This window comes from Mesorhizobium sp. M7A.F.Ca.US.011.01.1.1 (assembly GCF_003998295.1).
GTDB lineage: Bacteria > Pseudomonadota > Alphaproteobacteria > Rhizobiales > Rhizobiaceae > Mesorhizobium.
The window spans coordinates 1-26491 of record NZ_RZRT01000017.1 but is presented as its reverse complement, the minus strand read 5'-3'; the positions used below and the strand labels follow the sequence as shown (position 1 = coordinate 26491).

The 26491-nt window shown below is 61.8% G+C and carries 27 protein-coding genes; 4 read left to right on the top strand and 23 right to left on the bottom strand.

Annotation, left to right across the window (positions count from 1 at the left end):
* Positions 1 to 120 precede the first annotated feature (120 nt).
* From ntrC to dusB, 3 genes are read right to left on the bottom strand one after another with little or no spacing between them, the layout of a single operon-like run.
* Positions 121 to 1581 (bottom strand): nitrogen regulation protein NR(I), encoded by a 1461-nt coding sequence (gene ntrC, locus EOA13_RS17565; RefSeq protein ID WP_127294447.1) that lies wholly within the window; start codon positions 1579 to 1581, stop codon positions 121 to 123.
* Positions 1578 to 2720, bottom strand: a complete 1143-nt coding sequence (locus EOA13_RS17560; protein ID WP_023812029.1) for a nitrogen regulation protein NR(II) — start codon at positions 2718 to 2720, stop codon at positions 1578 to 1580. The genes ntrC and EOA13_RS17560 overlap by 4 nt, the downstream gene beginning before the upstream one ends.
* Positions 2717 to 3745, bottom strand: coding sequence for a tRNA dihydrouridine synthase DusB (gene dusB / locus EOA13_RS17555; RefSeq protein ID WP_127294586.1), 1029 nt, complete (start codon positions 3743 to 3745; stop codon positions 2717 to 2719). The genes EOA13_RS17560 and dusB overlap by 4 nt, the downstream gene beginning before the upstream one ends.
* Before the next feature lie 262 nt (positions 3746 to 4007).
* Here dusB and EOA13_RS17550 point away from each other — a divergent pair, with 262 nt between their 5' ends.
* Together EOA13_RS17550 and EOA13_RS17545 are read left to right on the top strand one after the other, a co-directional pair.
* Positions 4008 to 5237 (top strand): bifunctional 2-C-methyl-D-erythritol 4-phosphate cytidylyltransferase/2-C-methyl-D-erythritol 2,4-cyclodiphosphate synthase, encoded by a 1230-nt coding sequence (locus EOA13_RS17550; protein WP_127294445.1) that lies wholly within the window; start codon positions 4008 to 4010, stop codon positions 5235 to 5237.
* Positions 5234 to 5716, top strand: a complete 483-nt coding sequence (locus tag EOA13_RS17545; protein ID WP_127294443.1) for a CinA family protein — start codon at positions 5234 to 5236, stop codon at positions 5714 to 5716. Before EOA13_RS17550 ends, EOA13_RS17545 begins: the two co-directional genes overlap by 4 nt.
* 45 nt (positions 5717 to 5761) lie before the next feature.
* Here EOA13_RS17545 and plsY read toward each other — a convergent pair whose 3' ends face one another.
* From plsY to EOA13_RS39395, 18 genes are all read right to left on the bottom strand, one after another.
* Positions 5762 to 6436: a glycerol-3-phosphate 1-O-acyltransferase PlsY gene (gene plsY, locus EOA13_RS17540; RefSeq protein ID WP_127294441.1), complete on the bottom strand. Its 675-nt coding sequence runs from the start codon at positions 6434 to 6436 to the stop codon at positions 5762 to 5764.
* A 10-nt stretch (positions 6437 to 6446) separates the two neighbouring features.
* On the bottom strand, positions 6447 to 6902 hold the full coding sequence (locus EOA13_RS17535) for a type II toxin-antitoxin system RatA family toxin (RefSeq protein ID WP_127294439.1): 456 nt from the start codon (positions 6900 to 6902) through the stop codon (positions 6447 to 6449).
* Positions 6903 to 6914: 12 nt separating this feature from the next.
* Complete coding sequence (lipA, locus tag EOA13_RS17530) at positions 6915 to 7880, bottom strand: lipoyl synthase (RefSeq protein WP_127294437.1); 966 nt, start codon at positions 7878 to 7880, stop codon at positions 6915 to 6917.
* A gap of 137 nt (positions 7881 to 8017) precedes the next feature.
* Positions 8018 to 8275: a GlsB/YeaQ/YmgE family stress response membrane protein gene (locus tag EOA13_RS17525; protein ID WP_023812036.1), complete on the bottom strand. Its 258-nt coding sequence runs from the start codon at positions 8273 to 8275 to the stop codon at positions 8018 to 8020.
* Positions 8276 to 8364: 89 nt separating this feature from the next.
* Positions 8365 to 9810, bottom strand: coding sequence for a dihydrolipoyl dehydrogenase (gene lpdA, locus EOA13_RS17520; protein ID WP_127294435.1), 1446 nt, complete (start codon positions 9808 to 9810; stop codon positions 8365 to 8367).
* 12 nt (positions 9811 to 9822) lie between these two features.
* Positions 9823 to 10458 (bottom strand): SGNH/GDSL hydrolase family protein, encoded by a 636-nt coding sequence (locus EOA13_RS17515; RefSeq protein WP_127294433.1) that lies wholly within the window; start codon positions 10456 to 10458, stop codon positions 9823 to 9825.
* Positions 10455 to 10871: a hypothetical protein gene (locus tag EOA13_RS17510; RefSeq protein WP_127294431.1), complete on the bottom strand. Its 417-nt coding sequence runs from the start codon at positions 10869 to 10871 to the stop codon at positions 10455 to 10457. The genes EOA13_RS17515 and EOA13_RS17510 overlap by 4 nt, the downstream gene beginning before the upstream one ends.
* A gap of 13 nt (positions 10872 to 10884) precedes the next feature.
* On the bottom strand, positions 10885 to 12285 hold the full coding sequence (locus EOA13_RS17505) for a pyruvate dehydrogenase complex dihydrolipoamide acetyltransferase (protein ID WP_127294429.1): 1401 nt from the start codon (positions 12283 to 12285) through the stop codon (positions 10885 to 10887).
* Between the two features lie 18 nt (positions 12286 to 12303).
* Complete coding sequence (locus tag EOA13_RS17500; protein WP_127294427.1) at positions 12304 to 13704, bottom strand: pyruvate dehydrogenase complex E1 component subunit beta; 1401 nt, start codon at positions 13702 to 13704, stop codon at positions 12304 to 12306.
* Positions 13705 to 13719: 15 nt separating this feature from the next.
* On the bottom strand, positions 13720 to 14757 hold the full coding sequence (gene pdhA, locus EOA13_RS17495) for a pyruvate dehydrogenase (acetyl-transferring) E1 component subunit alpha (RefSeq protein WP_127294425.1): 1038 nt from the start codon (positions 14755 to 14757) through the stop codon (positions 13720 to 13722).
* A 194-nt stretch (positions 14758 to 14951) separates the two neighbouring features.
* The gene (locus EOA13_RS17490; RefSeq protein ID WP_127294423.1) at positions 14952 to 15275 is read right to left on the bottom strand and encodes a septum formation initiator family protein; all 324 of its coding nucleotides are present in this window, start codon (positions 15273 to 15275) and stop codon (positions 14952 to 14954) included.
* A 275-nt stretch (positions 15276 to 15550) separates the two neighbouring features.
* The gene (gene eno, locus EOA13_RS17485; protein ID WP_127294421.1) at positions 15551 to 16825 is read right to left on the bottom strand and encodes a phosphopyruvate hydratase; all 1275 of its coding nucleotides are present in this window, start codon (positions 16823 to 16825) and stop codon (positions 15551 to 15553) included.
* A gap of 375 nt (positions 16826 to 17200) precedes the next feature.
* On the bottom strand, positions 17201 to 17566 hold the full coding sequence (locus tag EOA13_RS17475; RefSeq protein WP_127294419.1) for a PRC-barrel domain-containing protein: 366 nt from the start codon (positions 17564 to 17566) through the stop codon (positions 17201 to 17203).
* An 86-nt stretch (positions 17567 to 17652) separates the two neighbouring features.
* Positions 17653 to 17856, bottom strand: coding sequence for a dodecin family protein (locus tag EOA13_RS17470; RefSeq protein ID WP_127294417.1), 204 nt, complete (start codon positions 17854 to 17856; stop codon positions 17653 to 17655).
* 96 nt (positions 17857 to 17952) lie between these two features.
* The gene (kdsA, locus tag EOA13_RS17465) at positions 17953 to 18813 is read right to left on the bottom strand and encodes a 3-deoxy-8-phosphooctulonate synthase (RefSeq protein WP_127294415.1); all 861 of its coding nucleotides are present in this window, start codon (positions 18811 to 18813) and stop codon (positions 17953 to 17955) included.
* The gene (locus EOA13_RS17460) at positions 18810 to 19700 is read right to left on the bottom strand and encodes a VOC family protein (protein WP_127294413.1); all 891 of its coding nucleotides are present in this window, start codon (positions 19698 to 19700) and stop codon (positions 18810 to 18812) included. The genes kdsA and EOA13_RS17460 overlap by 4 nt, the downstream gene beginning before the upstream one ends.
* A gap of 113 nt (positions 19701 to 19813) precedes the next feature.
* Positions 19814 to 20104, bottom strand: coding sequence for a Dabb family protein (locus tag EOA13_RS17455; RefSeq protein ID WP_023812050.1), 291 nt, complete (start codon positions 20102 to 20104; stop codon positions 19814 to 19816).
* 91 nt (positions 20105 to 20195) lie between these two features.
* Positions 20196 to 20330, bottom strand: a complete 135-nt coding sequence (locus EOA13_RS39395; RefSeq protein WP_023812051.1) for a hypothetical protein — start codon at positions 20328 to 20330, stop codon at positions 20196 to 20198.
* Between the two features lie 331 nt (positions 20331 to 20661).
* Here EOA13_RS39395 and EOA13_RS17450 point away from each other — a divergent pair, with 331 nt between their 5' ends.
* Positions 20662 to 21918 (top strand): cyclopropane-fatty-acyl-phospholipid synthase family protein, encoded by a 1257-nt coding sequence (locus EOA13_RS17450; RefSeq protein WP_127294584.1) that lies wholly within the window; start codon positions 20662 to 20664, stop codon positions 21916 to 21918.
* An 84-nt stretch (positions 21919 to 22002) separates the two neighbouring features.
* Here the strand turns inward: EOA13_RS17450 and EOA13_RS17445 are convergent, their stop codons facing one another.
* Positions 22003 to 23982 carry a bifunctional 2',3'-cyclic-nucleotide 2'-phosphodiesterase/3'-nucleotidase gene (locus EOA13_RS17445; RefSeq protein WP_127294411.1) on the bottom strand — a complete coding sequence of 660 codons (1980 nt, stop codon included), beginning with the start codon at positions 23980 to 23982 and terminating at the stop codon, positions 22003 to 22005.
* A gap of 147 nt (positions 23983 to 24129) precedes the next feature.
* A complete protein-coding gene (locus EOA13_RS17440; RefSeq protein WP_127294409.1) occupies positions 24130 to 25395 on the bottom strand; it encodes an NAD(P)/FAD-dependent oxidoreductase in 1266 nt (421 codons plus the stop codon).
* Positions 25396 to 25558: 163 nt separating this feature from the next.
* Between EOA13_RS17440 and EOA13_RS17435 the strand changes: the two genes are divergently transcribed.
* A complete protein-coding gene (locus EOA13_RS17435) occupies positions 25559 to 26212 on the top strand; it encodes a 5-formyltetrahydrofolate cyclo-ligase (protein WP_127294407.1) in 654 nt (217 codons plus the stop codon).
* The last annotated feature ends 279 nt before the right edge of the window (positions 26213 to 26491 follow it).

Sequence of the window (26491 nt, the reverse complement as noted above, 5' to 3'; positions counted from 1 at the left end):
TAGAGCCATGATTGCGTCGGATGTATGCAACGCATTGTGGCGATTATGCAACAAGTGTGACCGAGACGGAAATCTTTCGCGAGCCGATCCCCTGAAAAGAGCGCGGGATCAGATCAAGGCTCAGCCCTGCCGCGATGATTTGTAGACGTTGACGCCGAGCTCGCGAATCTTCTTGCGCAGCGTGTTGCGGTTCAAGCCCAGCAGTTCCGCGGCCTTGATCTGGTTGCCGCGCGTTGCCGTCATCGACGCCAGGACAAGCGGAAACTCGACCTCGGACAGGATGCGCTGATAGAGCCCGGCAGGAGGCAAGTCACCGGCAAACGACGCGAAATAGCGCTGCAGGAAATGCTCGACCGCCTGGCCAATCGACAGGTCGTCGGGAATGAGGTTGCCGCCTCCCGGCACTACGGGCCGCTCGCCGGTCTTCAGCTCGGCCTCGATGATCTCGGCGGAAATCTCGTCCTGCGAATAGAGCGCGGCGAGCCTCCGAACGAGGTTTTCCAGTTCGCGAACATTGCCTGGCCAAGGATAGCGCTTCATCAGTTCGATGCCGCCGGACGAGATGCGCTTGGTCTGCAGGCCTTCCATCTCGCCGAGCTTGAAGAAGTAGCGGACGAGGTCCGGCACATCCTCGGAGCGCTCACGCAGCGCCGGCAGCCGGAGCGGCACGACGTTGAGGCGATAGAACAGATCCTCGCGAAAAAGCCCCTGGTTGATCAGCGTGCGCAGATCCTTGTTGGTGGCGGCGACGATGCGCACGTCGGTCTTGATCGGCGTGCGTCCGCCAACCGTCGTATATTCACCCTGTTGGAGCACGCGCAGCAGACGCGTCTGCGCCTCCATCGGCATGTCGCCGATTTCGTCGAGGAACAGCGTGCCGCCTTCAGCCTGTTCGAAGCGCCCTGTCGAGCGGTTCTGCGCGCCGGTGAAGGCGCCCTTCTCGTGGCCGAACAGTTCCGATTCGATCAGGTCGCGAGGGATCGCCGCCATGTTGATGGCCACGAAGGGGCCGCCGCGGCGGCGGCCATATTCATGCAGCGCGCGCGCCACCAGCTCCTTGCCGGTGCCGGATTCGCCCGAGATCATCACCGTCAGGTCGGTCTGCATCATGCGCGCCAGCATGCGGTAGATGTCCTGCATGGCGGCCGAACGGCCGACCAGCGGCATTGCATCGGGCTGCTCTTCCGGCCGCGCATCGATCTTCGGCCGCCGCGGCTCGGAAAGCGCCCGGTTGACGATGTTGAGCAGTTCGGTCAGGTCGAACGGCTTGGGCAGATATTCGTAAGCGCCGGTTTCGGATGCGCGGATCGCCGTCATGAAGGTGTTCTGCGCACTCATGACGATAACCGGCAGCTCCGGCCTCGCCTTCTTAATGCGCGGCAGCATGTCGAAGGCGTTTTCGTCCGGCATGACCACATCGGTGATGACCAGATCGCCCTCGCCCGCCGCCACCCAGCGCCAAAGCGTCGAAGCGTTGGATGTGACGCGCACCTCATGACCGGCGCGCGAAAGCGCCTGGTTGAGGACAGTGCGGATCGCCGCGTCGTCGTCGGCGACGAGAATATTGCCGCGAACGGTCATTTGCGGTCTCCTTCACCGTCATCATCGGCGCCGTTTGGCGCTTCTTTCCAGGCCGGCATCAGGATGCGGAATGTGGTGCCGCGCGGCGTCGATTCGCATTCGATGATGCCGCCATGCTCGCCGACGATTTTGGCGACCAGCGCCAGCCCCAGCCCCGAGCCGTTCGGCTTGGTGGTGATGAACGGGTCGAACAGGATCGGCAAGATGTCTTCGGAGACGCCGGAGCCGTTGTCGCGCACGCAGAATTCCAGCGGCAGCGACACGCGGTCCTGGGTGCCCGGAACGGAAACACGGATGCCTGGCCGGAAGGCGGTCGACAGCACAATCTCGCCCTGCGGGTCGCTGCCGATCGCCTCGGCGGCGTTCTTGACCAGGTTGAGAAACACCTGGATCAACTGGTCGCGGTTGGCAAACACCGGAGGCAACGAAGGATCATAATCCTCCAATATCTTGATTCTCTTGGCAAAACCGTTCTTGGCAATCGCCTTCACATGGTCGAGAACGACATGGATGTTGACGGGGTAGCGGTCGATCGGCCGCTCGTCGGAAAACACCTCCATGCGATCGACCAGCGACACGATGCGGTCGGTCTCGTCGGTGATCAGCCGCGTCAGCGCGCGGTCTTCGTCGGAAGCCGACAGTTCGAGCAACTGGGCAGCGCCGCGGATGCCTGAGAGCGGGTTCTTGATCTCATGGGCAAGCATCGCCGCCAGACCGGTGACCGAACGTGCCGCGCCCCGATGCGTCATCTGCCGGTCGATCTTGTCGGCCATCGACCGTTCCTGGAACATAACCACCACCGAGCCCGGAAATTCCGGTACCGGCGCGACATAGAGATCGACGACCTTCTCGATGCCGAGCCGCGGCGACGACACGTCGACGCGGTACTCGTTGACCGGAGCCCGGCGCTCGCGCACCTGGTCGACCAGTGTCAGCAGCGGGCTGCCGAAGGGAATGAGTTTTGACAGCGTGTTGCGGGCGAGCATGGTCGCGCTCGAACGAAAGAAGTCTTCCGCGTCGGCGTTGGCGAAGGTGATGAACCCCTCCTCGCTGATCATGATCACCGGGCGACGGATGGTGTTGAGCACGATCTGGGCGGCATCCGCCATTTCGGCGCCCTGGCCGGCGGCGGCGTTCATGCGGCGCTCCGCAGGTTCAAGGGTTGCGGATCGCGCGAAAACGCATCGCGCAGCAAGGCAATGACGCGCGCGGGCTCGAATGCGGTCAGTATGGCCTTTCGGCTGTCGTCGGCGACGCCGCCGGCATGCCGATCAAGATACCAGCCAAGATGCTTGCGCGCCTGGCGCAGGCCGCTTTCGGCACCGTAGAGCGCCAGCATGTCCTCATAGTGGGCCACGATGTAGTCGGCGAGCGCCGTCGAGTCCCGTGGCATGTTTGGCGTCGCCTCGCCGGTCGCCGCGGCCGCAATGCCGCCTGCGATCCAGGGCGCGCCATAATGGGCACGGCCGATCATCACGGCGTCGGCACCCGATTGATCGAGAATGTCGGCCGCTTCCGCCGGCGAAGAGACGTCACCATTGGCGACGACCGGGATGGACACGGCTTCCTTGACGCGGGCGATGGCGCGCCAGTCGGCCTTGCCCTGGTAGAACTGGCAGCGCGTGCGGCCATGCACGGTCACCATGCTGACACCGGCCTGCTCGGCGCGGCGCGCGAGCATCGGCGCGTTGAGCGCGCCCTCGTCCCAGCCAAGCCGCATCTTGACCGTCACCGGCACCTCGACCGCGCCGACAACGGCGTCGATCAGCGACAGTGCGTGGTCGAGATCCAGCATCAATGCCGAGCCGGCATAGCCGCCGGTAACCTTCTTGGCCGGGCACCCCATGTTGATGTCAATAATGTCGGCCCCCTCACCGGCGGCGATTCTGGCACCTTCGGCCATGTGCATCGCTTCACGGCCTGCTAGCTGAACCATATGGACGGGCAGGCCGGAGTGGCGTATGCGCAGGTTGAAACCGGCCCTGCCCTTGGCGAGCTCTCCGCTGGCAACCATTTCGGACACGACCAGGCCCGCTCCATGCGCGTGGGCGCGCTGCCGGAACGGCTCGTCCGTAATCCCCGACATCGGTGCAAGGAACACGCGATTGCGGAGTCTCACACCGCCGACATCAAGCGGCCCTGCCAATTTGGTCAAGTCAGGCAATTTGGTCAAGTTAACCATGCACAAAAACCAAGCATCTTCATTCGTTGCACATTCTCTAGCCAGAACCGCCGCAATGTGCAACGCGGAATGACGTCACATTAAGGCGCAATTGGGAAAATGCTGGTCTTCGGGATTGGCAGCGACCAAAGCGCCGCGCGTCCCTCAGGACGCGCAAAGGACGCTTTGGAATTTCATACTTAGCGCACGATCTTTCCGAAAACCGATTACACTTTTCGGGATCGTGCGCTAGGACCAAACGGGCATGACTGACGCAAGTGAAAATCACGTTTCGGATGCGGATGGCAGGGTCGCGGTGGTGATCGTTGCGGCCGGCCGTGGTGCGCGCGCCGGACAGGCCAACGGACCGAAGCAATATCAACACATTGGCGGCTTTGCCGTCATTGCACACACGCTGGACATTTTTCTGGCCCACCCGCGGACCAGCGAGATCGTCGTCGCCATTCATGCCGATGACCACGAGCTGTTCCGGCAGGCGGCGGGCGCCAATGTCGAGCGCGTCACCGCCATCATGGGCGGGGCGACGAGGCAGGAATCCGTCCGGCTCGGCCTGCTTGCCCTTAGAGGCCACGCGCCGGCGCAGGTTCTGATCCACGACGCCGTCCGCCCGTTTGTCGATGCGGACCTGATAGATCGCACCATCGCCGCCATCGGCGAGCGCGAGGGCGCGTTGCCCGCTTTGCCCGTCGCCGACACGCTGAAGCGCGAATCGGCCTCCGGCGTGGTTGGCGAAACCGTTTCGCGCAGCGGTCTTCACGCGGCGCAAACGCCACAGGGCTTTCCGTTCTGGCCCATTCTTGCCGCGCACGAGAAAGCCCATCATCTGGGAAGAATGGATTTTACCGACGATGCCGCGATCGCCGAATGGGCGAATATTCCGGTCAAGATCGTTCCGGGCTCGCCCGACAATGTCAAACTCACCTGGGCACGGGATATTGCGATGGCGGACCAGCGGCTTTCCGGCGAACGCGTGCGCTTTCCCGATATCCGTACCGGCAATGGCTACGACGTCCACGCCTTCGAACCGGGAGACCATGTCACTTTGTGTGGCGTCGCCATAGCGCACGACAAGAAGCTGTCCGGTCATTCCGACGCCGATGTCGGTCTGCACGCCTTGACCGATGCGCTGCTGGCGACTTGCGGCGCAGGCGACATCGGCACGCATTTCCCGCCGTCCGACCCGCAGTGGAAAGGCGCTGCGTCGCGCATATTCGTCGAGCATGCGGCAAGGCTGGTGCGCGCGCGCGGCGGCCGCATCGCCAATGCCGACATCACGCTGATCTGCGAAGCGCCGCGCGTCGGACCGCATCGCGAGGCCATGACCGCAGCCCTTTCTCAGATGCTGGCGATTACGCCGGATCGCATCTCGATCAAGGCCACAACCAATGAGAAGCTCGGCTTTGTCGGGCGCGAGGAAGGCATTGCGGCGATCGCCACCGCCAGCGTGGTGTTTCCCGGCGAGGTGCCGGAATGACCCACAACGAGCTGGCAAATGCCCTGCTGCAAGCCTGCCAGAGACGCGGCATCATGCTGGCAACGGCGGAAAGCTGCACCGGCGGCATGATCATCGCCGCGTTGACCGACATCGCCGGCTCGTCCGCCGTGATCGATCGTGGCTTCATCACCTATTCCAACGAAGCCAAGATGGACATGCTCGGTGTTTCCGCCGCCACGCTCGAGGCGCATGGCGCGGTTTCGCGCGAGACTGCGATTGAAATGGCGGCAGGCGCGCTTGCCCGTTCGCGCGCCGGGCTGACCCTGGCGGTCACCGGGATCGCTGGGCCTGGCGGCGGTTCGGCGGGAAAACCGGTCGGCCTGGTCTGGTTCGGGGTTGCGCTGGACGGCCGACCGATTGTCGCCGAGCACCAGCTCTTTGCAGACAAAGGCCGCGATTTCATTCGTCGCGAAACGGTCCGGCAAGCGCTGGAACTGGGCCTGCAAGCACTCGGATAGGGTTATAAAACGTTGGGCGGGCGGGCCCGAAAGCTGGATTTGCGGTTACGTTTTCGATTCCGGGCTGCTTTGCCCTAAGCGTGGCTCCGTCCCAGCCAGCAGCCTCCGAATGTTGGCACGATGGCGCGCAATCACGTAGATGCTGCCCGCAATCACCAACAACCGATAGGCCAACGGTTGCTCCAGGCCACAGATGAGGGCGATCGCGGTCAACGCCGCTACCATCGAACTCAGGGAAACTATCCGAGACGTAGCCAGCACAGCACCAAAAGCCGCCGCAGCCCCCACACCTACCGGCCAAGACAGAGCCAGCAACACGCCAAGCCCCGTCGCAGCGGATTTGCCACCTGTAAAATTCAGCCAGATCGAACGGCCATGTCCCAACAACACGGCAATTCCGGCCAGGCAAACAGCCCAAGGCACCCAGGTTTGCAGGTCAAGCGGGGTCGATGGCGTAACCAACGGCAACGTGATGAACCAGGGATAGAACCAGCGGGCAAAGACGATCGCCGCCGCGCCTTTCAGCACATCCAGCAACAACACCACCAACGCAGGCCATTTTCCCAAGACCCGCAAGACGTTCGTTGCCCCGGTGGATTTGGAGCCATGCTCCCGGATATCGATGCCCTTGAGCAGCTTCCCCGCCAGATAACCCGTGGGCATGGAACCGAAGAGATAGGCGATCGCCAGTCCAACGGTGCTCGCTATCCAGAAAAGCATGCGCAGGGCCTCAAGACGGTTTTGCACCGTAGATGACGTCTGCGCGCTTCTCGAACGCCTCGGCAAACATGCGGAAGGCGCGATCGAACATGGTTCCCATGACCGCGCCCAGAATACGGCTCTTGAACTCGTAGTCGATGAAGAAGCGGACGGCGCAACCGGCGCCGTCGGGTTCGAAACGCCAGACATTGCTCAAATATTTGAACGGCCCGTCGATGTATTTCACGTCGATGGCGTTCTCGGCGGGCTTCAGCAGCACCTGCGTCGTGAAGGTTTCGCGGATGGCCTTGTAGCCGATGCTCATGTCGGCAAGCAGAACAGTGCGCCCGTCACGCTCCTTGCGCGAGCGAACCGTCAGCGCTTCGCAAAGCGGCAGGAATTGCGGATAGGATTCAACATCGGCGACCAAAGCGAACATCTGCTCGGGTGTATGGGATACGCGTCGGGTGGCTTCGAATTTTGGCATGGAACCAGCTGATTAAGCTGATTTCTTGAGAATCGCTTCCCGTGCCGCGCGCAGCTTGGCGAAATCGTCGCCGGCGTGATGCGATGAACGCGTCAGCGGACTAGACGCCACCAGCAGGAAACCCTTGGTCCGGCCGATCGTCTCAAAGGATTTGAACTCCTCCGGCGTGACGAAGCGGATCACCGGATGGTGCTTCTTCGACGGCTGCAGGTACTGGCCGATGGTCATGAAATCGACATTGGCGGACCGCAGATCGTCCATCAGCTGCAGGATTTCATTCCGTTCCTCGCCCAGCCCCACCATGATGCCGGACTTGGTGAAGATTGACGGATCAAGCTCCTTGACCCGCTGCAACAGCCGGATCGAATGGAAATAGCGGGCGCCCGGACGAACCGTCAGATAGTTCGACGGTACGGTTTCGAGATTGTGGTTGAAGACGTCGGGCTTGGCGGCCACGACGATCTCCAGCGCGCCGTCCTTGCGCAGGAAGTCGGGCGTCAGGATTTCGATCGTCGTCGAAGGCGTCGCGGCCCTGATGGCGCGGATGACCTCGGCGAAATGCTGCGCACCGCCATCGGCGAGATCGTCGCGGTCGACCGAGGTGATGACGACATGGGTCAGGCCCATCTGCTTGACCGCATGCGCGACGCGGGCCGGTTCATCGGGGTCAAGTGCTGTCGGAATGCCGGTGGCGACGTTGCAGAAGGCGCAGGCGCGGGTGCAGATCTCGCCCATGATCATGAAGGTGGCGTGCTTCTTTTCCCAGCATTCGCCGATATTGGGGCAGCCGGCCTCTTCGCAGACCGTCACCAGCTTGTGCGATTTGACGATCTCGCGCGTTTCGGCATAGCCCTTCGACATCGGCGCCTTGACGCGGATCCAGTCGGGCTTGCGCAGCACGTCCTGGTCAGGCTTGTGCGCCTTTTCCGGATGCCGCAAGCGCGGGGCGTTGGCGATCGTATCGAGGACAGTGACCATCGGGAAACCTGGTTCATTCGCGACGCCAGTCAGGCGTTCGCTGTCATAACGTCATCTAAGACTTTTCAACGCAAAGAAAAAGGCCGCCACGGCGCATGCCGCAACAGCCTTTTTCGCATAGCAACTCTTCAGTGATGCTAACGGCGCACAAGACGCCCGGCCCAGATCAGCAGGCAGGCACCAATAAAGCCGGTGATCAGATAGGCAATCCAGCCGACGCCGAACGGGCCAAAATTGAGAGCCTGCAGAATGGCGTTCAGCACGACCGCGCCAACGATGCCCATAACGATGTTCATGAAGATGCCGGTGTTGCTCTTCATGAACATTTCGGCGAACCAGCCTGCCAGGCCGCCGATGATGATGGCTGCTATCCAGCCGACGCCATTCAGGTGCATATGCCTTCTCCTTGTGGGATACGTGAAAACGCATCCGCAAACGAAGTACCTTGCCGCCGGGTTCCATCTGTAGCAGCGCTTTCAATCTATCACGCGTTGAGCGCGCGGCCATAGGCGTCGAGCACGCTTTCCTTCATCATCTCCGACAGCGTCGGGTGCGGGAAGATGGTGTGCATCAGCTCTTCCTCGGTCGTCTCCAGGTTCATCGCCACGACAAAACCCTGGATCAGTTCGGTCACTTCGGCACCGACCATGTGGGCGCCGAGCAATTGACCGGTCTTCTTGTCGAAGATGGTCTTGATGAAACCCTGATCCTCACCGAGCGCAATCGCCTTGCCATTGGCGGCGAACTGGAAGCGCCCGACCCGGATGTCCTTGCCCTCGGCCTTGGCCTTGGCTTCCGTCAGGCCAACCGAGGCGACCTGCGGATTGCAATAGGTGCAGCCCGGAATCTTCAGCTTGTCGGTGGCATGCACGCCAGGAAAATCAGCGATCTTCTCGATGCACACGACTCCCTCATGTTCGGCCTTGTGGGCGAGCATAGGCGGGCCGGCGACATCGCCGATGGCGTAGATGCCCGGCACGTTGGTCTTGCCGTAACCATCGATGACGACGCAGCCACGCTCCGTCTTCACGCCAAGCGCCTCGAGTCCGAGGCCCTCGATGTTGCCCTGCACGCCGACGGCCGAGATCATCCGATCGGCGGTGATCTTCTCGACCTTGCCGTCCTTCATCTCGACATGCGCGGTGACCGAGTTGGCACCCTTCTCGATCTTGGTCACCTTGGCTTCGAGGATGATCTTCATGCCTTGCTTCTCGAACTGCTTCTGAGCGAATTTCGAGACTTCGGCATCCTCGACCGGCATCACCGCAGGCAGCAGCTCGACCACCGTCACTTCGGCGCCCATGGTGCGGTAGAAGGAGGCGAATTCGATGCCGATGGCGCCCGACCCCATGACCAGCAGCGACTTCGGCATCTCCTTCGGCACCATGGCTTCAAAATAAGTCCAGATCAGCTTGCCGTCCGGCTCGATACCGGGCAGTGCGCGTGGCCGGGCGCCGGTCGCCAGGATGATGTGCTTGGCGGTATAGGTGCCCTCGCCCTTGACGCCTTTCGGCACCGGCGGCTGCGGCTCCATCGGCTTCTTGGCCGTCTTCGACACGACGATCTCGCCCGGCTTCGAAAGCTTGGCTTCGCCCCAGATGACGTCGACCTTGTTCTTCTTCATGAGGAAGGCAACGCCGCCATTGAGCCGCAGCGACACCTTGCGCGAGCGATCGACGACGGCTGACGCATCGACGCTGACCTTGCCGTCGAGCTTCAGCCCGTAATCCTTTAGGTGGTCCGAATAGTGCATGATCTCGGCCGAGCGCAGCAGCGCCTTGGTCGGGATGCAGCCCCAGTTGAGGCAGATACCGCCGAGATGCTCGCGCTCGACGATCGCCGTCTTGAAGCCGAGTTGCGCGGAACGCACCGCGGTGACATAGCCGCCAGGGCCGGAGCCGATGATGATGACGTCGTAGTTCTCAGCCACGGTTTTTCTCCTTCACAATTCCAGCATGACGCGCACGACGGGTGCCAGCGCCTTGCCGATGTTTCGCGTGTTTTCGGCATCGAGATGGACGCCGTCGAGCGGGGTGGTTTGCGCCACGCTGCCGGCGTCGAAGAAGCCGCAGCCAACCTCATCGGCAAGGGCGGCGTAGAGCGGCGCCAGCCGGGTGGAGGCGTCGTCGCCGCCGGCAAACATCTCCTTGAATTCGGCATTGTCTGTACGGCTGACCACAGGCGGCGAAACGATCAGGATCTGTGGCGCCGGCCAGTCGAACGGATAGTCGTGACCGCGCACGATGTCGATCAGCCGCTGGATGCCCTGCTTGGCCGCGACGGGATTGCCGTGGATCCACGGCTTCATGTCGTTGGCGCCAAGCATGATGACAATCAGGTCGATCGGCGCATGGGTCGTCAGGACGGTTGGTAGCAGTTTTGCACCGTTGCGGTCCGCACCGGCCAGATGATCGTCGAAGGCCGTGGTGCGGCCGTTGAGGCCATCGGCAATCACTTGCACGCCGGCGCCTAACGCTGCCTGCAGCACGCTCGGCCAGCGGTCTTCCAGCGCGTGGCGGCCACCTTCGGCATTGTAGCCCCAGGTCAGCGAGTCGCCGTAACAAAGAACCGTCTTCATGCGCCCACCTGTGCGTTAATCGAGCCGCGCCTCAACCGCCAGCGCACGAACAGCCAGTGAACCAGCACAGTGGCCAGGTTCGGCAAAACCAGGCCGGCGACGATCGGCAGGTCACCTCCCCACTGGCGCTTATCGACCGGCTGAGAGAACGTCCAACCGATCAGGCCGAGCCCGATCAGCACGAACAGGACAATTGCGCAGAGGCCCAGCCAGTTGATGATCGACGGTGCGTTCGAAAAAAGCTGCGCGATGAAAAACACGATCGTCGCGACAATGGTGACAAGCACCGACGTCATGAACACCAGAATGTATTCTTCCTGCGCATGGGTTGCGACCGCCAGCTGTTGAGCAATCAGGCCGCCTGCCAATCCTGACAGGAAAAACGCCATAAGGGAGGTGAAGAAGATCCGCACCGCCCTCTCCGTCCTAGACCAGCATGCCCATCGGATTCTCGATCAGGCGCTTGAAGGCGACCAGCAGTTCGGCACCCAGCGCGCCGTCGACGGCGCGATGGTCGGTCGACAGCGTCACCGACATCACGGTGGCGATTTTGATCTCGCCGTTCTTGACCACCGCCCTCTCCTCGCCGGCACCAACGGCCAGGATGGTCGCATGCGGCGGGTTGATGACGGCGGCAAAGTCCTTGATGCCGAACATGCCGAGGTTGGACACCGCCGTGGTGCCGCCCTGATACTCTTCCGGCTTCAGCTTGCGGCTGCGCGCCCGGCTGGCCAGATCCTTCATCTCGTTGGAGATGGTGGACAGCGTCTTCTCATCCGCCTTGCGGATGATCGGCGTGATCAGGCCACCCGGGATCGACACGGCGACGCCGACATCGGCATGCTTGTGCTTGACCATGGCGCTTTCGGTCCATGAGGCATTGGCATCCGGCACTGCCTTCAGCGCCATAGCCATCGCCTTGATGACCATGTCGTTGACCGACAGCTTGTAAGCCGGAGCGTCGCCCTTATCGGTCTTCTTCACCGGGGCAGCCGCATTGATCTGCGTGCGCAGCGCCAGCAGCGCATCGAGTTCGCAGTCGAGCGTCAGGTAGAAATGCGGGATGGTGGTCTTGGCCTCGACCAGGCGGCGCGCAATGGTCTTGCGCATATTGTCATGCGGGACGAGGTCGTAGGAGCCTGCCTCGAACAGTTTCAGCACCTGATCGTCCGACATCGCCTTTACCGGCGCGGCAGCAGCAGCCGGAGCCTTGGCGGCAGACGCCGCCTGGGCACCTCCACCGGCAATCGCCGCGTCGACATCCGCCTTCACCACCCGGCCATGCGGGCCGGTGCCGGACACGGCAGAGACATCGACGCCGGCCTCCTTCGCAATGCGGCGTGCGAGCGGCGAGGCGAAGGTGCGGCCTTCCGGCGACTGGCCGATCTCCCCCCTTGTGGGGGAGATGCCCAGCAGAGCAGAGGGGGGCGTGACAGAATGCGACGCCGGCGGGACAGCGCCCCCCTCTGTCGACTTCGTCGACATCTTCCCCACGGGTGGGGAGATTGGCGCCTTGTCCTGCTTGGCCTCCGCTTTCGCCGTCACAGCACCACCATCGCTTTTCGCGGCAGCACCGACATCCTCGCCCTCTCCGGCGAGCACGGCGATCAGCGCATTGACCTTGACGCCTTCGGTGCCGGCGGGAACGACGAGCTTGGCAACCGTGCCCTCATCGACAGCCTCGACTTCCATCGTCGCCTTGTCGGTCTCGATCTCGGCAATGACATCGCCCGGCGAAACCTTGTCGCCTTCCTTGACGAGCCACTTGGACAGATTGCCCTCTTCCATCGTGGGCGACAGGGCCGGCATGGTGATGTTGATTGGCATTTTGTCCTCCCGCCCGGTTCAGCGATACGTGACGGCTTTGACCGCCTCGATGACTTCGCCGACATTCGGCAACGCCAGCTTCTCGAGGTTGGCCGCATAAGGCATCGGCACGTCCTTGCCGGCAATGGTGATCACAGGCGCGTCCAGAAAGTCGAAGGCGCGCTGCGACACCTGGTTGGCGATATGGTCGCCGACCGAGTTCTGCGGATAACCTTCCTCCACCACCACCAGGCGGTTGGTCTTCTTGACCGAGGCGATGATGGTGTCGAGATCGAGCGGCCGGATCGTGCGCAAGTCGATGATCTCGGCATCGATGCCAAGGCCACGCAGTTCCGCTTCAGCCTTGACCGCATAGGTCATGCCGATGCCGAAGGAGACGATGGTGACGTCCTTGCCTGATTTATGGATGCGCGCCTTGCCGATCGGCAGCACGAAATCGTCGAGCTTCGGTACGTCGAAGGACTGACCGTAAAGGATCTCGTTCTCGAGGAAGATGATCGGGTTCGGATCGCGGATCGCTGCCTTCAGCAAGCCTTTGGCGTCGGCGGCGGTGTAGGGCATCACCACTTTCAGGCCCGGAATGTGGCTGTACCAGGCGGCATAGCACTGCGAGTGCTGGGCAGCGACGCGTGCGGCGGCACCGTTCGGTCCACGGAACACGATCGGCGCACCCATCTGGCCGCCGGACATATAGAGCGTCTTGGCGGCCGAGTTGATGATCTGGTCGATCGCCTGCATGGCGAAGTTGAAGGTCATGAACTCGACGATCGGCTTCAGGCCGGCCATCGCCGCACCCACGCCAACGCCGGCAAAGCCATGCTCGGTGATCGGCGTGTCGACGACGCGCCGCGGCCCGAATTCCTGCAGCAGGCCTTGCGTGATCTTGTAGGCGCCCTGGTATTCGGCAACCTCCTCGCCCATGACGAAGACATCGCCGTCGCGGCGCATTTCCTCGGCCATCGCATCGCGCAGCGCTTCGCGCACCGTGGTCGAGACCATTTCCGTGCCGGCCGGAATGTCCGGATCGGCGGCGATTTCCGTCTTCGGAGCAGCAGCCACGGGCGCAGCCGGCTTTGCGGCCTCCGCCTTATCCTCTGCGGCCGCCGGAGCCTCTGCCTTTGCAGGCGCTTCCGCCTTGGCGGGCGCCGCGGCCTTGCCGATATCCCCGGCACTTTCGCCGTCCTGTAGGAGCACAGCGATCGGTGTGTTGACCTTGACGCCTTCGGTACCGGCGGCGATCAGGATCTTGCCCAGCGTGCCTTCGTCAACAGCTTCGACTTCCATCGTCGCCTTGTCGGTCTCGATCTCGGCGATAACGTCGCCGGCGACGACCTTGTCGCCCTCGTTCTTCAACCACTTGGAAAGATTGCCCTCTTCCATGGTCGGCGAGAGAGCGGGCATGAGAATTTCGATCGGCATGTCCTTGCCCTCCCGTTACAATACGATATCGGTCCAGAGCTCGGACGGATCCGGCTCCGCGTCGTTCTGGGCAAATTCGGCGGCGTCGGCGACGATGTCGCGGACCTCCTTGTCGATGGTCTTGAGCTCGTCCTCGGTCGCCCACTTCTTTTGCATCAGCCGTGCCTTGACCTGCTCGATCGGGTCATGGTCCGAGCGCATCTTCTGCACTTCTTCCTTGGAGCGGTATTTTGCCGGATCGGACATCGAGTGACCGCGGTAGCGGTAGGTCTGCATTTCGAGAATGATCGGCCCGTTGCCGGCGCGGCACCATTCGGTCGCCTGGTCGCCGGCAGCCTTGACAGCGCGCACGTCCATGCCGTCGACCTGGATGCCTGGGATCTTGAACGAAGCGCCACGATGCGAAAAGTTGGTTTCCGCCGAAGAGCGCGACACCGAGGTGCCCATCGCATAGCGGTTATTCTCGATGATGTAGATCACCGGCAGCTTCCACAGCGAGGCCATGTTGAAGCTTTCATAGACCTGGCCCTGGTTGGCCGCGCCGTCGCCGAAATAGGTCAGCGAGACATTGTTGTTGTCGCGGTAGCGGTTGGCAAAGGCGAGACCAGTACCAAGAGACACCTGCGCACCGACGATGCCGTGGCCGCCGTAAAAGTGCTTTTCCTTGGAGAACATGTGCATGGAGCCGCCCTTGCCCCGGGACAGGCCGCCCCGACGCCCGGTCAACTCGGCCATGACGCCGCGCGGCGACAGTTCCATCGCCAGCATGTGGCCGTGGTCGCGATATGCGGTGATCATCTGGTCACCGTCGATCAGCGCCATCTTCATGCCGGTGACGACCGCTTCCTGGCCGATATAGAGGTGGCAGAATCCGCCGATGAAACCCATGCCGTAAAGCTGGCCGGCCTTTTCCTCGAAGCGGCGGATGAGCAGCATGTGCCGGTAGGCGGCAAGCTCTTCGTCCTTGGTGAATTCGACAGGCTTGGGAGCGGAAAGCCCCGATTTGCCGTCGGATTTGGATTTGGCAGGCGCTTTTCTGGCGGCGGTGGCCATGCATCACTCCCTGTTGGCGTCTCTTTGTGGACATTAGAGCAGAATGAAATCTGCTCTGGGGAGATCAGCTCCTCCCCACCGATTTTAGGGAGGCTAACACGCGTCAAAGCGTTGCGCCATGCCGAATTTGCATAGCTGGCATGCGCCTAAGCAATTAAAATCGTTGAAAATATTGGCGATTAACTGGAAATCAGTTATTTCACCAAGGTCGGTAACATAATGGTGATTTCATCGGCTTGGGACAGATTGAGCGCCTTGCGTGCCTGCTCATCGAGCATGTCCTTCTCGAGCGTGCCTTCATGCATCAGCCGAACGCGGCGCTCGAGTTCCATGCGGCGCGCCTTGATCGCATCGAGCTGGCCTTGCAGCGCAACCGTCTGGGCTTCCAGCTGATATTTCGAATAGATGCCGAATTCGCCGTGATAGGCATGAAAGCCGAAATAGGCCAGGAACACCACGCAAAGCGAGGGAATGATCAGCCGGCCGGTGTTTCTCTGCTTGTGCTGACGCGTCCACATCGCCCGATTCCTCTAGAGCGTGATGCCGAAAAGTGTGAAGCGGTTTTCGGACGACATCATGCTCTATCTCTTTGATTTAGAGTCGGATTCAGATTTCAGGTCGAACGGACCTGAAATCATCCGGCTCTTGGCCGCGAACTCAGGCGGCTCACGATCTTTTTCGCCCGATTGTGCTTAACGGACGGTTACGGGTGACCGGTTTGGCGGCGCCGAAACGAAAAAGGGCGGGAATGCTCCCGCCCTTTTGTCCGGTATCGATGAGCCGGCGTTCCGGATCAGCCCTTGACCACCGACTTACCGGCATAGCTTGCCTGCTTGCCGAGTTCTTCCTCGATGCGGATCAGCTGATTGTACTTGGCCATGCGGTCCGAGCGCGACAGCGAGCCGGTCTTGATCTGTCCGCAATTGGTGGCGACGGCGAGATCGGCAATGATCGAATCCTCGGTTTCGCCCGAGCGGTGCGACATGACGGCGGTGTAGCCGGCCTTGTGCGCGGTCTCGACGGCGTCGAGCGTTTCCGTCAGCGAGCCGATCTGGTTGACCTTGACCAGGATCGAATTGGCAACGCCCATGCGGATGCCGTCGCGCAGCCTTGCAGTGTTGGTAACGAACAAATCGTCGCCGACCAGCTGCGTCTTCTTGCCGATCAGGTCGGTCAGGTACTTCCAGCCTTCCCAGTCGTCCTCGGCCAAGCCGTCCTCGATCGAGATGATCGGATAGTCGGCGGCAAGCTTGGCCAGGTATTTGGCCTGGGCCTTGGGATCGCGTGTCTTCTTCTCGCCCTCATAAACGTAGTTGCCGTCCTTGAAGAACTCGGTCGCGGCGCAATCGAGGCCGAGCGCGATCTCGTCGCCCGGCTTGAAGCCGGCCTGCTCGATCGATTCCATGATGAAATCGAGCGCCACCGGGGCGCTTTTCAGGTTCGGGGCAAAGCCGCCCTCGTCGCCGACATTGGTGTTGTGGCCGGCATCCTTCAGCTTCTTGCGCAGCGTATGGAAGATTTCCGAACCCCAGCGTACACCTTCGCGCAGCGTCGGCGCGCCGATCGGCAGGATCATGAATTCCTGGAAGTCGATCGGGTTGTCGGCATGCGCGCCACCATTGATGATGTTCATCATCGGTACCGGCAGGAGATGCACCTTGGTACCACCGACATAACGGTACAGCGGCAGGCCGGCGGCATCAGCGGCCGCCTTGGCCACCGCCAGCGACACACCGAGAATGGCGTTGGCGCCAAGCCGGCTCTTGTTGGGCGTGCCGTCAAGCTCGATCATGGTCTGGTCGATATGGATCTGGTTTTCGGCTTCCATGCCGCCGATCGCCTCGAACAGTTCGCCGTTCACCGCTTCGACGGCCCTGAGCACACCCTTGCCGAGATAGCGGGCACCGCCGTCGCGCAGTTCGACGGCCTCGTGGGCGCCGGTCGAAGCACCCGATGGCACCGCCGCGCGGCCCATCGAGCCATCTTCGAGAATGACATCGACCTCGACGGTCGGATTTCCACGGCTGTCCAGGATTTCACGCCCGACAATGTCGATGATGGCGGTCATTTGCGATGTCCTCGATTGATCTGAAGAATGCCGCACGTCTTAGCCAAAGTGCTGCAAAAGGCAATCGGCCGGCTGGCAATTATTGCCGCGGCATCAGCCTCCGAACGATTCACGAAGCGCAAATCGCTGTCATCATAAGTCATGTACGGCAGGCCAGCTTGTGGCTATGGTGCGGGGGCGCGGGGCGAAACAGGAGGAGTTTCGCCATGTCCCAGTTGAGTGGTATCGTGAGTCTGTTCCTGATCGCGGCGGCATTCCTGACGTCGTGCGACAATCAGCAGTCGCCGCCCAAGGCGATGGCCCCCTTACACGTCAGCGAATAAGCCAGAATCCAAAGCGGCCCCGCCTCTCGGCGGGGCCGCTTTGTCGTTGCTGTTAATGCCAGTAAGGCGTGACTTTGTAATAATTGTAGGATTCGTCGCGCGCCGCCTCGCCATCCGCCCCGGTCAATTCGTTGATCGAATAGGCAGGTGCCGCCCTGAGTTGTTCCTTGGAAAAGGGCACGACATACCCGCCTTTGTCCTCATCGTAGTCGAGGCTTGCCCACGGAATGGCGTGATATTTCTCGCCGATACCGAGGAAGCCGCCAAAACCGATGACCGCGAACATGATGCCGTTCGTCATCTTGTCAAGCATCACATCCTCGATGCTGCCGATGCTCGTGCCTTCGGTATTGTAGACCGATGTGCCGATGACCCGCGAAGCGGCGATGGCTTGGGTGTGACCTGTCTGGGTTGCCATGATTGTGCTCCTCATTGTGGTTTCGAACCATACTTGGACAATGAGGGGCGCGGGCGAAGGTTCCCGACTTTTTCGGCGTCGACCGTTCACTCCGCGAGGATGAAGGTAACCTTCATATTGACGCGATAAGCAACAATCTTGCCGTCTTGGACGACGATCTTCTGGTCCTGGATCCAGGCGCCCTCGACGTTCTTCAGGGTTTTGGATGCGCGCGCAATTCCCTGTTCGATGGCGTCCTGAAAGCTCTTGTTCGACGAGGATGTGATTTCGGTGACGCGGGCGACGGACATGGCTTCCTCCTGCCAAAACGCTCATTTGCCAGCCAAGCGTATAGCCGGCTCGTGCCTTCCACAAGCGCCGGCAGTCGGCGGAGTATGCGTCCGCCCTTAGAGGCCCTTGGCGATGCGGTCGAATGCCATCAGCCGCTCGAGCAGGGCCGGCATGTCCTTCAACGGGAGCATGTTCGGGCCGTCGGAAGAGGTCGAATTGTCGGGATCCTGATGGGTCTCGATGAACACGCCGGCAACGCCGACAGCGACTGCCGCGCGGGCCAGCGTCTCGACAAAGCGGCGCTCGCCGCCCGAGGAACCGCCCTGCCCGCCCGGTTGCTGCACCGAATGCGTAGCATCGAAGATCACCGGCGCGCCGATTTCGGCCATGACAGGCAGAGCGCGCATGTCGGACACCAGCGTGTTGTAGCCGAAGGACGCGCCGCGCTCGGTGGTCAGCACATTGGCATTGCCGGATCCGGTGATCTTGGCGACGACGTTCTTCATGTCCCAGGGGGCGAGGAACTGCCCCTTCTTCACATTGATCACCTTGCCGGTTTTCGCGGCGGCGACCAGCATGTCCGTCTGGCGCGATAGGAAAGCCGGAATCTGCAGGACATCGACATGCGGCGCGACGATCGCGCACTGCTCCTCGGTATGGACATCGGTCAGCACGGGGAGCGAAAATTCCTTGCGCAACTCGTCGAAGACGGGAAGGGCTGCGTCCATACCGGCACCGCGCGTCGCCGACAGCGAGGTGCGGTTGGCCTTGTCGTAGCTGGTCTTGTAGACGAGGCCTATGCCGAGCTTGCCGGTCAACTCCTTCAGCGCGCCGGCCATGTCGAAGGCATGCTGGCGCGATTCAAACTGGCAAGGGCCGGCGATCAGCGAAAGCGCCGCCTTGTTGTCGAAGACGACATTGCCGACGGTTACAGACGAATTGGGCGCCATCGAATTGGACGCTTGCGGCTTGCTCATGGGATCTCCCGGAAGATGAAAGCCGCGCCCTGTCCGGGTGCGGACCGCACGACGATATCATTGCCCGCTATATCGTGTTGGACGGAATAGGCTGCAAGCAGCCTCGATGTCACATCGGCGTTCCGAACCGAAAAGACCACCGCTGCGAAGCGTAGGTCTGTCGGCGCACCGGCCGGCAGGCCAAAGCGCGCGGTGAAAGCCGCCCGGTCAAGCACGCTCAAATCTGCATTCGGCAAGGGAAACATGCCGCCCTGCCTGTCGGCGGCCGCATCATCCACCGCCACGGAAATCAGCCCATGCTGCTTTCCAGGCGCATCGCTGACCGCCAAGATCTCGACAATTCCGGTCGCGCCGTTGGCGTGGGCATGCAAAGCCGTGCGGTCGACATCAGGCGCGTTGACGCGCTCGCAGGCAAACAGGAAGGCGTCCGTGGCTTCGGCTCCGGCCGCGAAGGCGAGCTTGAACGATGCGATGTCGCTTTTGCCGGCCGGGTCGGTGAAGGCGCGCGAAAAACCCAGCATGTCTCCCGCCGAGATGCCGGCATCGACATAGCGTGCATGGTCGGCATCGGCATTGCCCGTGCCTAGAACAATGGCGGAAAACCCCTCGTCGCTGTTGCTGTCGCGATAGGCGCGATCACGCGTGACGAAGACATTGCCGTCTGCGATAGCCTTTGTCGCCACCTGTTCGTCGCCGACCGCGAGCGGTTCGAGATACGTGCCGTCGGCCAGGAAAACACAGCAGTTTTCCGTTCCGAAGGGATGGATGCCGGTCGGGGCCACGACGAAGCCAAGCGCGGTGAGCCGGGCTCGCGCAACCTCAAGGCTCTGCGTCGGCAGCACCAGGTGATCGAGCGGATGAGTGCCTGCGGCTGCGGTTTGGGTCATGCAGGCGCGATGTGCATCATTCCGCAAATCGGTTCAAGACTTGATCGCAATCCCGGCCAGTTCGCCCACGTCAGTTCACCGGACTTCGAAAAAGGCACCACCTGGACAAGGCATCAGCTTCCGGCAACGACATCGGCGGAATAGCGCAGTTCGCGCATCGGTTTGACCTTGCTGGTGGTCTGCGCATAGAGCGGGTGCGCCTTGTAGGCGGCCAGCGCGGCGTCGTCGGCGAACTCCGCATAGACGACCACGTCGACCTCATCGGACAGTGGATCGACCTTGGTGTTCAAGGTGACCTCGAAAAGGCTGGAATGAGGAATGTCGCCGAGCGCCAGCAAGCCGGTGCGCACAGCCTCGACATCCTCTTTTCGCCGCGCGCTGAAGAAAACGATATGCCGGATCAACCCCGCCTCCTCGATCAAAGTGCTGGGGTCTTTTGTGACGGCAGGACGTTGGCGTCAATCGACAAGGATGTCGCGGCTGCAGCCGCCGGAGCTAAACCTTGCCGGTAGCATATCGCACAATGCGGCTAAGTTCTCTCACCGTGGTGTCGAGATACCGGCCCTGATTGTACATGCCATCCCAGATCAGGAAAAACGCGATGGCGGCAATGACGATTACATAACGCATGGCTAAATCTATCGCACAAGGAATTCTGCGGCCATAGGCGTTTTTTGACGCGCTGCGCCTTGGCTGTCCAAAGGCACAGATGCCCGCCGGCGCGAGCAATCTGCTTGGCACAGCCCCGGTTGCAGCCTGCCCCTTGAAGTTTCCCCGCATGACGTGGAAGATTGTCGCACGGATTCACCGGGAAGCGCTGAAGCTCTGGTAGGGGGCGCGCACTTCATTCGAGCCCGCTCGCCGACGAACCGGTCGCGGCGGCGTTCGAAGCTGGCGAATGATCCAAGAGAACCGTGGCCCGGCAATTTGCGCCGACACCGCGGAAATCCAGGGGCATGAGATGGCGCAAAAGGAACATTTTGGCGTAGCATTGAGCGACGCGGTCAGGCTCGATGAATTCAATTTCGCGGAGATCGTGAAAGGTCTTCCAGCGAAAGCGCGCATGGTGCTATCGGCGGCGATGAACCTGCCGCGCGGTTCGCTCAAGGTCAGGCTGCCGGACGGCCGCGCCGTCCTCGTCGGCGGCAAGGGACCTGGCCCAGATGCCGAACTGGTGTTGAAGAATTGGCGCTTGCCGGGCCGCGCCTTTTCCGGCGGCACAATCGGCGTTGCCGAATCCTATATGGACGGCGATTGGGAAAGCCCTGATGTGACCAGCTTCCTGGAGCTGTTCGTGGTCAATTCGGTCATCGGCGAGCGTATCGCGGGCGGCACCAGTTGGCTGATCAACACCGTCCAGCGCATCCGCCACTGGTTCAACCAGAACACGCGCACCGGTTCGAAACGCAATATCTCGGCGCATTACGACCTTGGCAACGCCTTCTACAAGGAATGGCTCGATCCGAGCATGACCTATTCTTCGGCGCTCTACACGACCGGTGCCAACGACCTGGAAGGCGCCCAGGCCGCCAAATATCGCGCTCTGGCGAAGGATACAGGGATCGGTCCGAAGGACCATGTGCTGGAAATCGGCTGCGGCTGGGGTGGCTTCGCCGAATTCGCGGCGCGCGAGATCGGCTGCCGCGTGACCGGGCTGACGATCAGCCGCGAGCAGCACGATTTTGCCACGGTTCGCATCGCCAAGGCTGGCCTTGCCGACAAGGTCGACATCAAGCTGCAGGATTATCGCGACGAAACCGGCACCTATGACCGCATCGCCTCGATCGAGATGTTCGAGGCGGTCGGGGAAAAATACTGGCCGGTGTTTTTCGGCAAGATGAAGGCCTGTCTGAGGCCTGGCGGCACTGCCGGCCTGCAGATCATCACCATCAACGAAGCCGCCTACGACACCTATCGCGCAAGGCCGGATTTCATCCAGCGCTATGTCTTCCCGGGCGGCATGCTGCCGACACCGTCGATCCTGAAGGCACTGGGCAAGGATCATGGCCTCGCCCACCTGCGCGAGCGCGTCTTTCCCGACGACTACGCGCGCACGTTGGCAGAATGGCGCCACCGGTTCCGGGCGTCATGGGAGAAGATCGTTCCGCTCGGCTTCGACGACCGCTTCAAGAAGCTCTGGGAGTTCTACCTGCACTATTGCGAAGCCGGCTTCCGCGCCAGCTACATCGACGTGCGCCAGGTGGTCTACAAGGCGTAAATCGACACGCTCTTCGATTTTCATGCCGCTGACCAAGCGATGTCGAGCACGATCTCGACATGGCCGCGCGGTCGCCGTCACCCTTCAAAGCAGGATGCGGTATTTCGCAAATCCTGCCTCGCCCTCACCCGCCGGTTCGATCTTCAGCGATTTCACCTGCGCAATGAAATCCTTGGCCTTGGGGCCGGTTTCGAACACGGCGCTGGCTCCAGGCAGCGGTGCGAACGACCAGTTGTCGTCCGCCGACGGGTTGATCGTGCCCTCGCTGACGATGTAGCGAACGATGACGTCGCGATTGGTGTCCGGCGCTTCATAGATGATCTTCGAGGCATTGATGTCGGGGAAATTGCCGCCGCCACCAGCCCGGTAATTGTTGGTCGCGATGACGAATTTCTGTTTGGGATCAATTGGTTTTCCATCGAAACTCAGGTCCACAATGCGATTGGCGCCAGCGTTGGTCAGCCCGCCCTTGGCATCGTATTTCGACGGCTGCGACAGGTCGATCTTGTAGGTGACGCCGTCGATGACGTCGAAATTGTAGGACGGAAAATCGGTGTTGATGAGGGCCTGGTCGGCCTTATCAGGCTCGATCCGGTTGAAGATGCCGGCCGACATTTCCAGCCATTCCTTGACCTGCGCACCGGTGATTTCCACCGCCCGCACCGTGTTGGGATAGAGATAGAGGTCGGCAACGTTCTTGATGGCGATGTCGCCTGCCGGTACGTCGGTATAGTAGTCGGCGCCGTTGCGCCCGCCGGCCTTGAAGGGAGCGGCCGCCGACAGCAGCGGCACATCCTTCCATTGCGTGTTCTTGAGAATGTCTTTGAGGTACCAGGTCTGCGCCTGGCTGACGACCTGCACCGACGGGTCGTCGGCGACCAGCGCGAAATAGGAATAGAGCGGCGCGGAGGTCTTGCCGACAGGACGGCGCACATAGGCCAGCGTCGCCTGGTGGTCCTGTTCGAGGGCCGCGATGATGCGCTTGTCGTCCGGGACAGTCGGTTTGTTCTTGTTGTCGACGCGTTCGAAGATCGGCCGCGCCTCGGAAGTGGCTGAAACGACCTTCCATTTCGACCCGTCGCGTTCCAGCATCAGGTCGATCAGCCCCATATGCGAGCCCCAGAAGCCACCCATGACGGCGGGTTTGCCCTGCAGCGTGCCTTTTTGCGTGTCGACACCATCGAGCGACTGGAAATCCTTCTTGCCGGGAAACACCAGATGCTGGTGACCGGTGAACACCGCGTCGATGCCGTCGACACCGGCGACGAAGAACGAGGCGTTTTCCATCATCTCGCCCTGCTTCACGTCGATGCCGGAATGCGAGAGCGCAATGACGATGTCGGCGCCCTCCTCCTTCATCTGCGGCACCCAGGCCTTGGCCGCCTCGACGATGTCGCGCGTCTTGACGCTGCCTTCGAGGTTCTTGAGATCCCAGACCATGATCTGCGGCGGCACGAAGCCGATGATGCCGATCCTGATCGGCTGCTCGGCGCCCGAACCGTCCTTGATCTTCTTGTCGAGGATGACATAGGGCTTGAGGTAGAGCTTGTCGTCGCGCGGGTTCGCGGCAAGCTCAGTGCCGCGGATCAAATTGGCGCAGACGAAGGGAAAATTGGCGCCGGCCAGCACCTTGTCCAGGAACGACAGGCCGTAGTTGAATTCGTGGTTGCCGAGCGTCGAGCACTCGTAGCCGAGCAGGTTCATGCCTTTCATGATCGGATGCAGGTCGCCGTCCTTCAGTCCCTTCTCATAGGCGATGTAGTCGCCCATCGGATTGCCCTGCAGCAGGTCGCCATTGTCGATCAGCATCGAATTGCTGGCTTCCTTGCGCACTGCGTCGATGAGAGACGCCGTGCGCGACAGGCCCAGCGTCTCGTTCGCTTTGTCGGCGTAGTAGTCGTAAGGCAGCACGTTCACATGGATGTCGGTGGTCTCCATGATCCGGAGATGCGCCTGGTTACCTTGAGCCCTGGCTGAGAACGGATGCAGCATGATCAGCGCCCCAGTGGCGGCCGCGCCCGCAAGGAGATCGCGGCGGGATACGGGATGAAGCAGTTGCGACATGTTTTCTCCTCGACAACCTGACAAGCCCTGCCCCGAAGCGAACTTCGCTCTGAAACCTGCTTAAGTCCATTCAACAAGTCGCGCGCATGAAGCCGCCACTCGACCAGCAACAGATGACGTGCGGATGAACGATCCGGGGTGAGGAAATCAGCCCTTGTCGTCCTCGCCTTGGGTGATCAGCCGCGCGCTACGTTGCCCCGTCGCGTAGATCCATAGCCAGCTCAGCGAAACCGCAAGCCGGTTGCGAAAGCCGATCAGGAAATAGATGTGGGCCACTCCCCACAGCCACCATGCCGCCCAGCCAGTCAGCTTGAGCCAGCCGAAATCGATCACCGCGGCGCGTTTGCCGATCGTCGCCAGATCGCCGGCATGCCTGTAGTGGAAAGGACGCGCGGTCGTGTCGCCGCCGAGCCTGGCCTTGATGGTGGCCGCAACATGTCGGCCCTCCTGCTTGGCGGAAGGCGCGACGCCGGGAACCGGCCGCCCGTCCGGCCGCAGCACATGAGCGGCGTCGCCGATGACAAATATCTCCGGGCTGCCGGGCACGCTGAGGTCAGGCTCGACCAGCACCCTGCCCGCGCGGTCCGCCTTCGCTCCCAGCCATTCAGCGGCTGGCGAAGCGGCAACGCCGGCTGCCCACAGGATCGTTCGGGCGGCCAGTTGCTTATCGCCAAACACAACACCTTCGGCGTCGCAGCGCGTGACGGCCCGGCCGAGCTCGACCGTCACGCCGAGCCGCTCGAGCGCTTTGCTGGCATAGTCGGAAAGTTTCGGTGCGAAATTGGCCAGAATGCGGTCGCCGGCCTCGATCAGCACCACGCGCGTCTGCCGCGTGTCGATGTTGCGGAATTCGCCGCGCAGCGTGTCATGGGCCAACTCGACGATGGTGCCGGCAAGCTCGACGCCGGTCGGTCCGCCGCCGACGATCGCAATGGTCAGCAACGCCTGGCGTTTGGCGGGATCGGTCTCCCGCTCGGCCTGCTCGAAGGCCAGAAGAATGCGCCTGCGAATCGTGGTGGCGTCCTCCAGCGTCTTCAGGCCAGGCGCGAAAGGCTCCCATTCGTCATGGCCGAAATAGGCGTGGCGGGCACCGGTGGCGAGCACCAGCGTGTCGTAGGCGACCGCGCTGCCGTCATCGAGCAGCACGCGCTTGCCGGCGCGGTCGACACCGGTGACATTGGCGAGCAGCGTCGTCACATCCTTGCGCTTGCGCAGGAGGTGGCGGATCGGCCAGGCAATTTCGGAGGTGGCCAGCGCCGTCGTCGCCACCTGGTAGAGCAGCGGCTGGAAAAGGTGATGGTTGCGCTTGTCGATCATGGTGATACGGACCGGCGCGCCAGCAAGTGCACGGGTGAACTCGAGGCCGCCGAAACCCGCGCCGACAACGACGACATGATGCCTGGCTTCGTTCATTTCGTTCACCCCGATAGCAAGATTGCCTGTCCTGGATGTAGCTATTTTTGTGCAATGCAACAACAGATGGACAGTACCCGAGACTCGTCGTTGCATGTCGTGAATGCACATGTTGTATCGTATCGCGAGGTATAGCGTCATCCAACACGCGATGAGGTGAGGCATGGCCAACGATCGTGACGACGATGCTCCGGCGCAATATTCTTCGCCGCCCTGTTTCATGCACGAACTCGATCCGCAATTCCGTGCGCCTTCGAGCGACTGGACCGATGTGAGACGCTGGCGCAAAGCCGAGCGCGAACGCCTGATCGCCGCGCGCCTTGCTGTTTCGGCCGACGCGCGAGCGGTGATGTCGCAACGCATCGCCGAAGGTCTCGACGCGATCATCGGCGAGATCGCCGGGCGCATGGTCAGTCTCTATTGGCCGTTTCGTGGCGAGCCGGATTTGCGGCCTTGGATGGCGTCCACAAACGAACGCGGCGGCCGCACCGCCCTGCCCATCGTCATCGAGAAGGGGCAGCCGCTGATCTTCCGCGTCTACAAAGCGGGCGACCGGCTGGAGAAAGGTGTCTGGAACATCCCGATCCCGGCCGAGGGCGATCCGGTGCTGCCGGACATCGTCATCTCGCCGATCGTCGGCATCGATCCCCAGAATTACCGCCTGGGTTATGGCGGCGGTTTCTTCGACCGTACGCTGGCAGCGATGCCGTTCAAGCCGCTGGTCATCGGCGTCGGCTACGAATTGCAGCGCATCGCGACCATCTATCCGCAGCCGCACGATATCCCGATGGATCGGGTGGTAACGGAGGTCAGCTAGCCCAGGCCCCACAGGGTGGTTAGCGGCCTGTCAGCAGCCAGGTTGTCATGGTTCGTCTCGATGGATCGCAGAGGCATTCGGGATTGACCCAAGGCACCCACCTTCGTCATCCACGGGCGAAGCAGGAGCGAAGCTCCGTCGCGGAGACCCTAGGATCCTGTGTGTTGTTCCCATGCTATGTCTGAAGTGGGAAGGAGACCGAGGGGATCCTGGTCGTCCTTTCGAGGACAGGCCGTGGCATGGCTCGGTCCCTTCCCACCGGTGAACCATCAACCTGAA

Bases quoted from the DNA above. Each gene is read 5' to 3' on its own strand.
- ntrC (WP_127294447.1), bottom strand. From the start codon at position 1,581: ATGACCGTTCGCGGCAATATTCTCGTCGCCGACGACGACGCGGCGATC.
- EOA13_RS17560 (WP_023812029.1), bottom strand. From the start codon at position 2,720: ATGAACGCCGCCGCCGGCCAGGGCGCCGAAATGGCGGATGCCGCCCAG.
- EOA13_RS17550 (WP_127294445.1), top strand. From the start codon at position 4,008: ATGACTGACGCAAGTGAAAATCACGTTTCGGATGCGGATGGCAGGGTC.
- EOA13_RS17545 (WP_127294443.1), top strand. From the start codon at position 5,234: ATGACCCACAACGAGCTGGCAAATGCCCTGCTGCAAGCCTGCCAGAGA.
- plsY (WP_127294441.1), bottom strand. From the start codon at position 6,436: ATGCTTTTCTGGATAGCGAGCACCGTTGGACTGGCGATCGCCTATCTC.
- EOA13_RS17535 (WP_127294439.1), bottom strand. From the start codon at position 6,902: ATGCCAAAATTCGAAGCCACCCGACGCGTATCCCATACACCCGAGCAG.
- lipA (WP_127294437.1), bottom strand. From the start codon at position 7,880: ATGGTCACTGTCCTCGATACGATCGCCAACGCCCCGCGCTTGCGGCAT.
- EOA13_RS17525 (WP_023812036.1), bottom strand. From the start codon at position 8,275: ATGCACCTGAATGGCGTCGGCTGGATAGCAGCCATCATCATCGGCGGC.
- EOA13_RS17515 (WP_127294433.1), bottom strand. From the start codon at position 10,458: ATGAAGACGGTTCTTTGTTACGGCGACTCGCTGACCTGGGGCTACAAT.
- EOA13_RS17505 (WP_127294429.1), bottom strand. From the start codon at position 12,285: ATGCCAATCAACATCACCATGCCGGCCCTGTCGCCCACGATGGAAGAG.
- EOA13_RS17500 (WP_127294427.1), bottom strand. From the start codon at position 13,704: ATGCCGATCGAAATTCTCATGCCCGCTCTCTCGCCGACCATGGAAGAG.
- pdhA (WP_127294425.1), bottom strand. From the start codon at position 14,757: ATGGCCACCGCCGCCAGAAAAGCGCCTGCCAAATCCAAATCCGACGGC.
- EOA13_RS17490 (WP_127294423.1), bottom strand. From the start codon at position 15,275: ATGTGGACGCGTCAGCACAAGCAGAGAAACACCGGCCGGCTGATCATT.
- eno (WP_127294421.1), bottom strand. From the start codon at position 16,825: ATGACCGCCATCATCGACATTGTCGGGCGTGAAATCCTGGACAGCCGT.
- EOA13_RS17475 (WP_127294419.1), bottom strand. From the start codon at position 17,566: ATGGCAACCCAGACAGGTCACACCCAAGCCATCGCCGCTTCGCGGGTC.
- EOA13_RS17470 (WP_127294417.1), bottom strand. From the start codon at position 17,856: ATGTCCGTCGCCCGCGTCACCGAAATCACATCCTCGTCGAACAAGAGC.
- kdsA (WP_127294415.1), bottom strand. From the start codon at position 18,813: ATGAGCAAGCCGCAAGCGTCCAATTCGATGGCGCCCAATTCGTCTGTA.
- EOA13_RS17460 (WP_127294413.1), bottom strand. From the start codon at position 19,700: ATGACCCAAACCGCAGCCGCAGGCACTCATCCGCTCGATCACCTGGTG.
- EOA13_RS39395 (WP_023812051.1), bottom strand. From the start codon at position 20,330: ATGCGTTATGTAATCGTCATTGCCGCCATCGCGTTTTTCCTGATCTGG.
- EOA13_RS17450 (WP_127294584.1), top strand. From the start codon at position 20,662: ATGGCGCAAAAGGAACATTTTGGCGTAGCATTGAGCGACGCGGTCAGG.
- EOA13_RS17445 (WP_127294411.1), bottom strand. From the start codon at position 23,982: ATGTCGCAACTGCTTCATCCCGTATCCCGCCGCGATCTCCTTGCGGGC.
- EOA13_RS17440 (WP_127294409.1), bottom strand. From the start codon at position 25,395: ATGAACGAAGCCAGGCATCATGTCGTCGTTGTCGGCGCGGGTTTCGGC.
- EOA13_RS17435 (WP_127294407.1), top strand. From the start codon at position 25,559: ATGGCCAACGATCGTGACGACGATGCTCCGGCGCAATATTCTTCGCCG.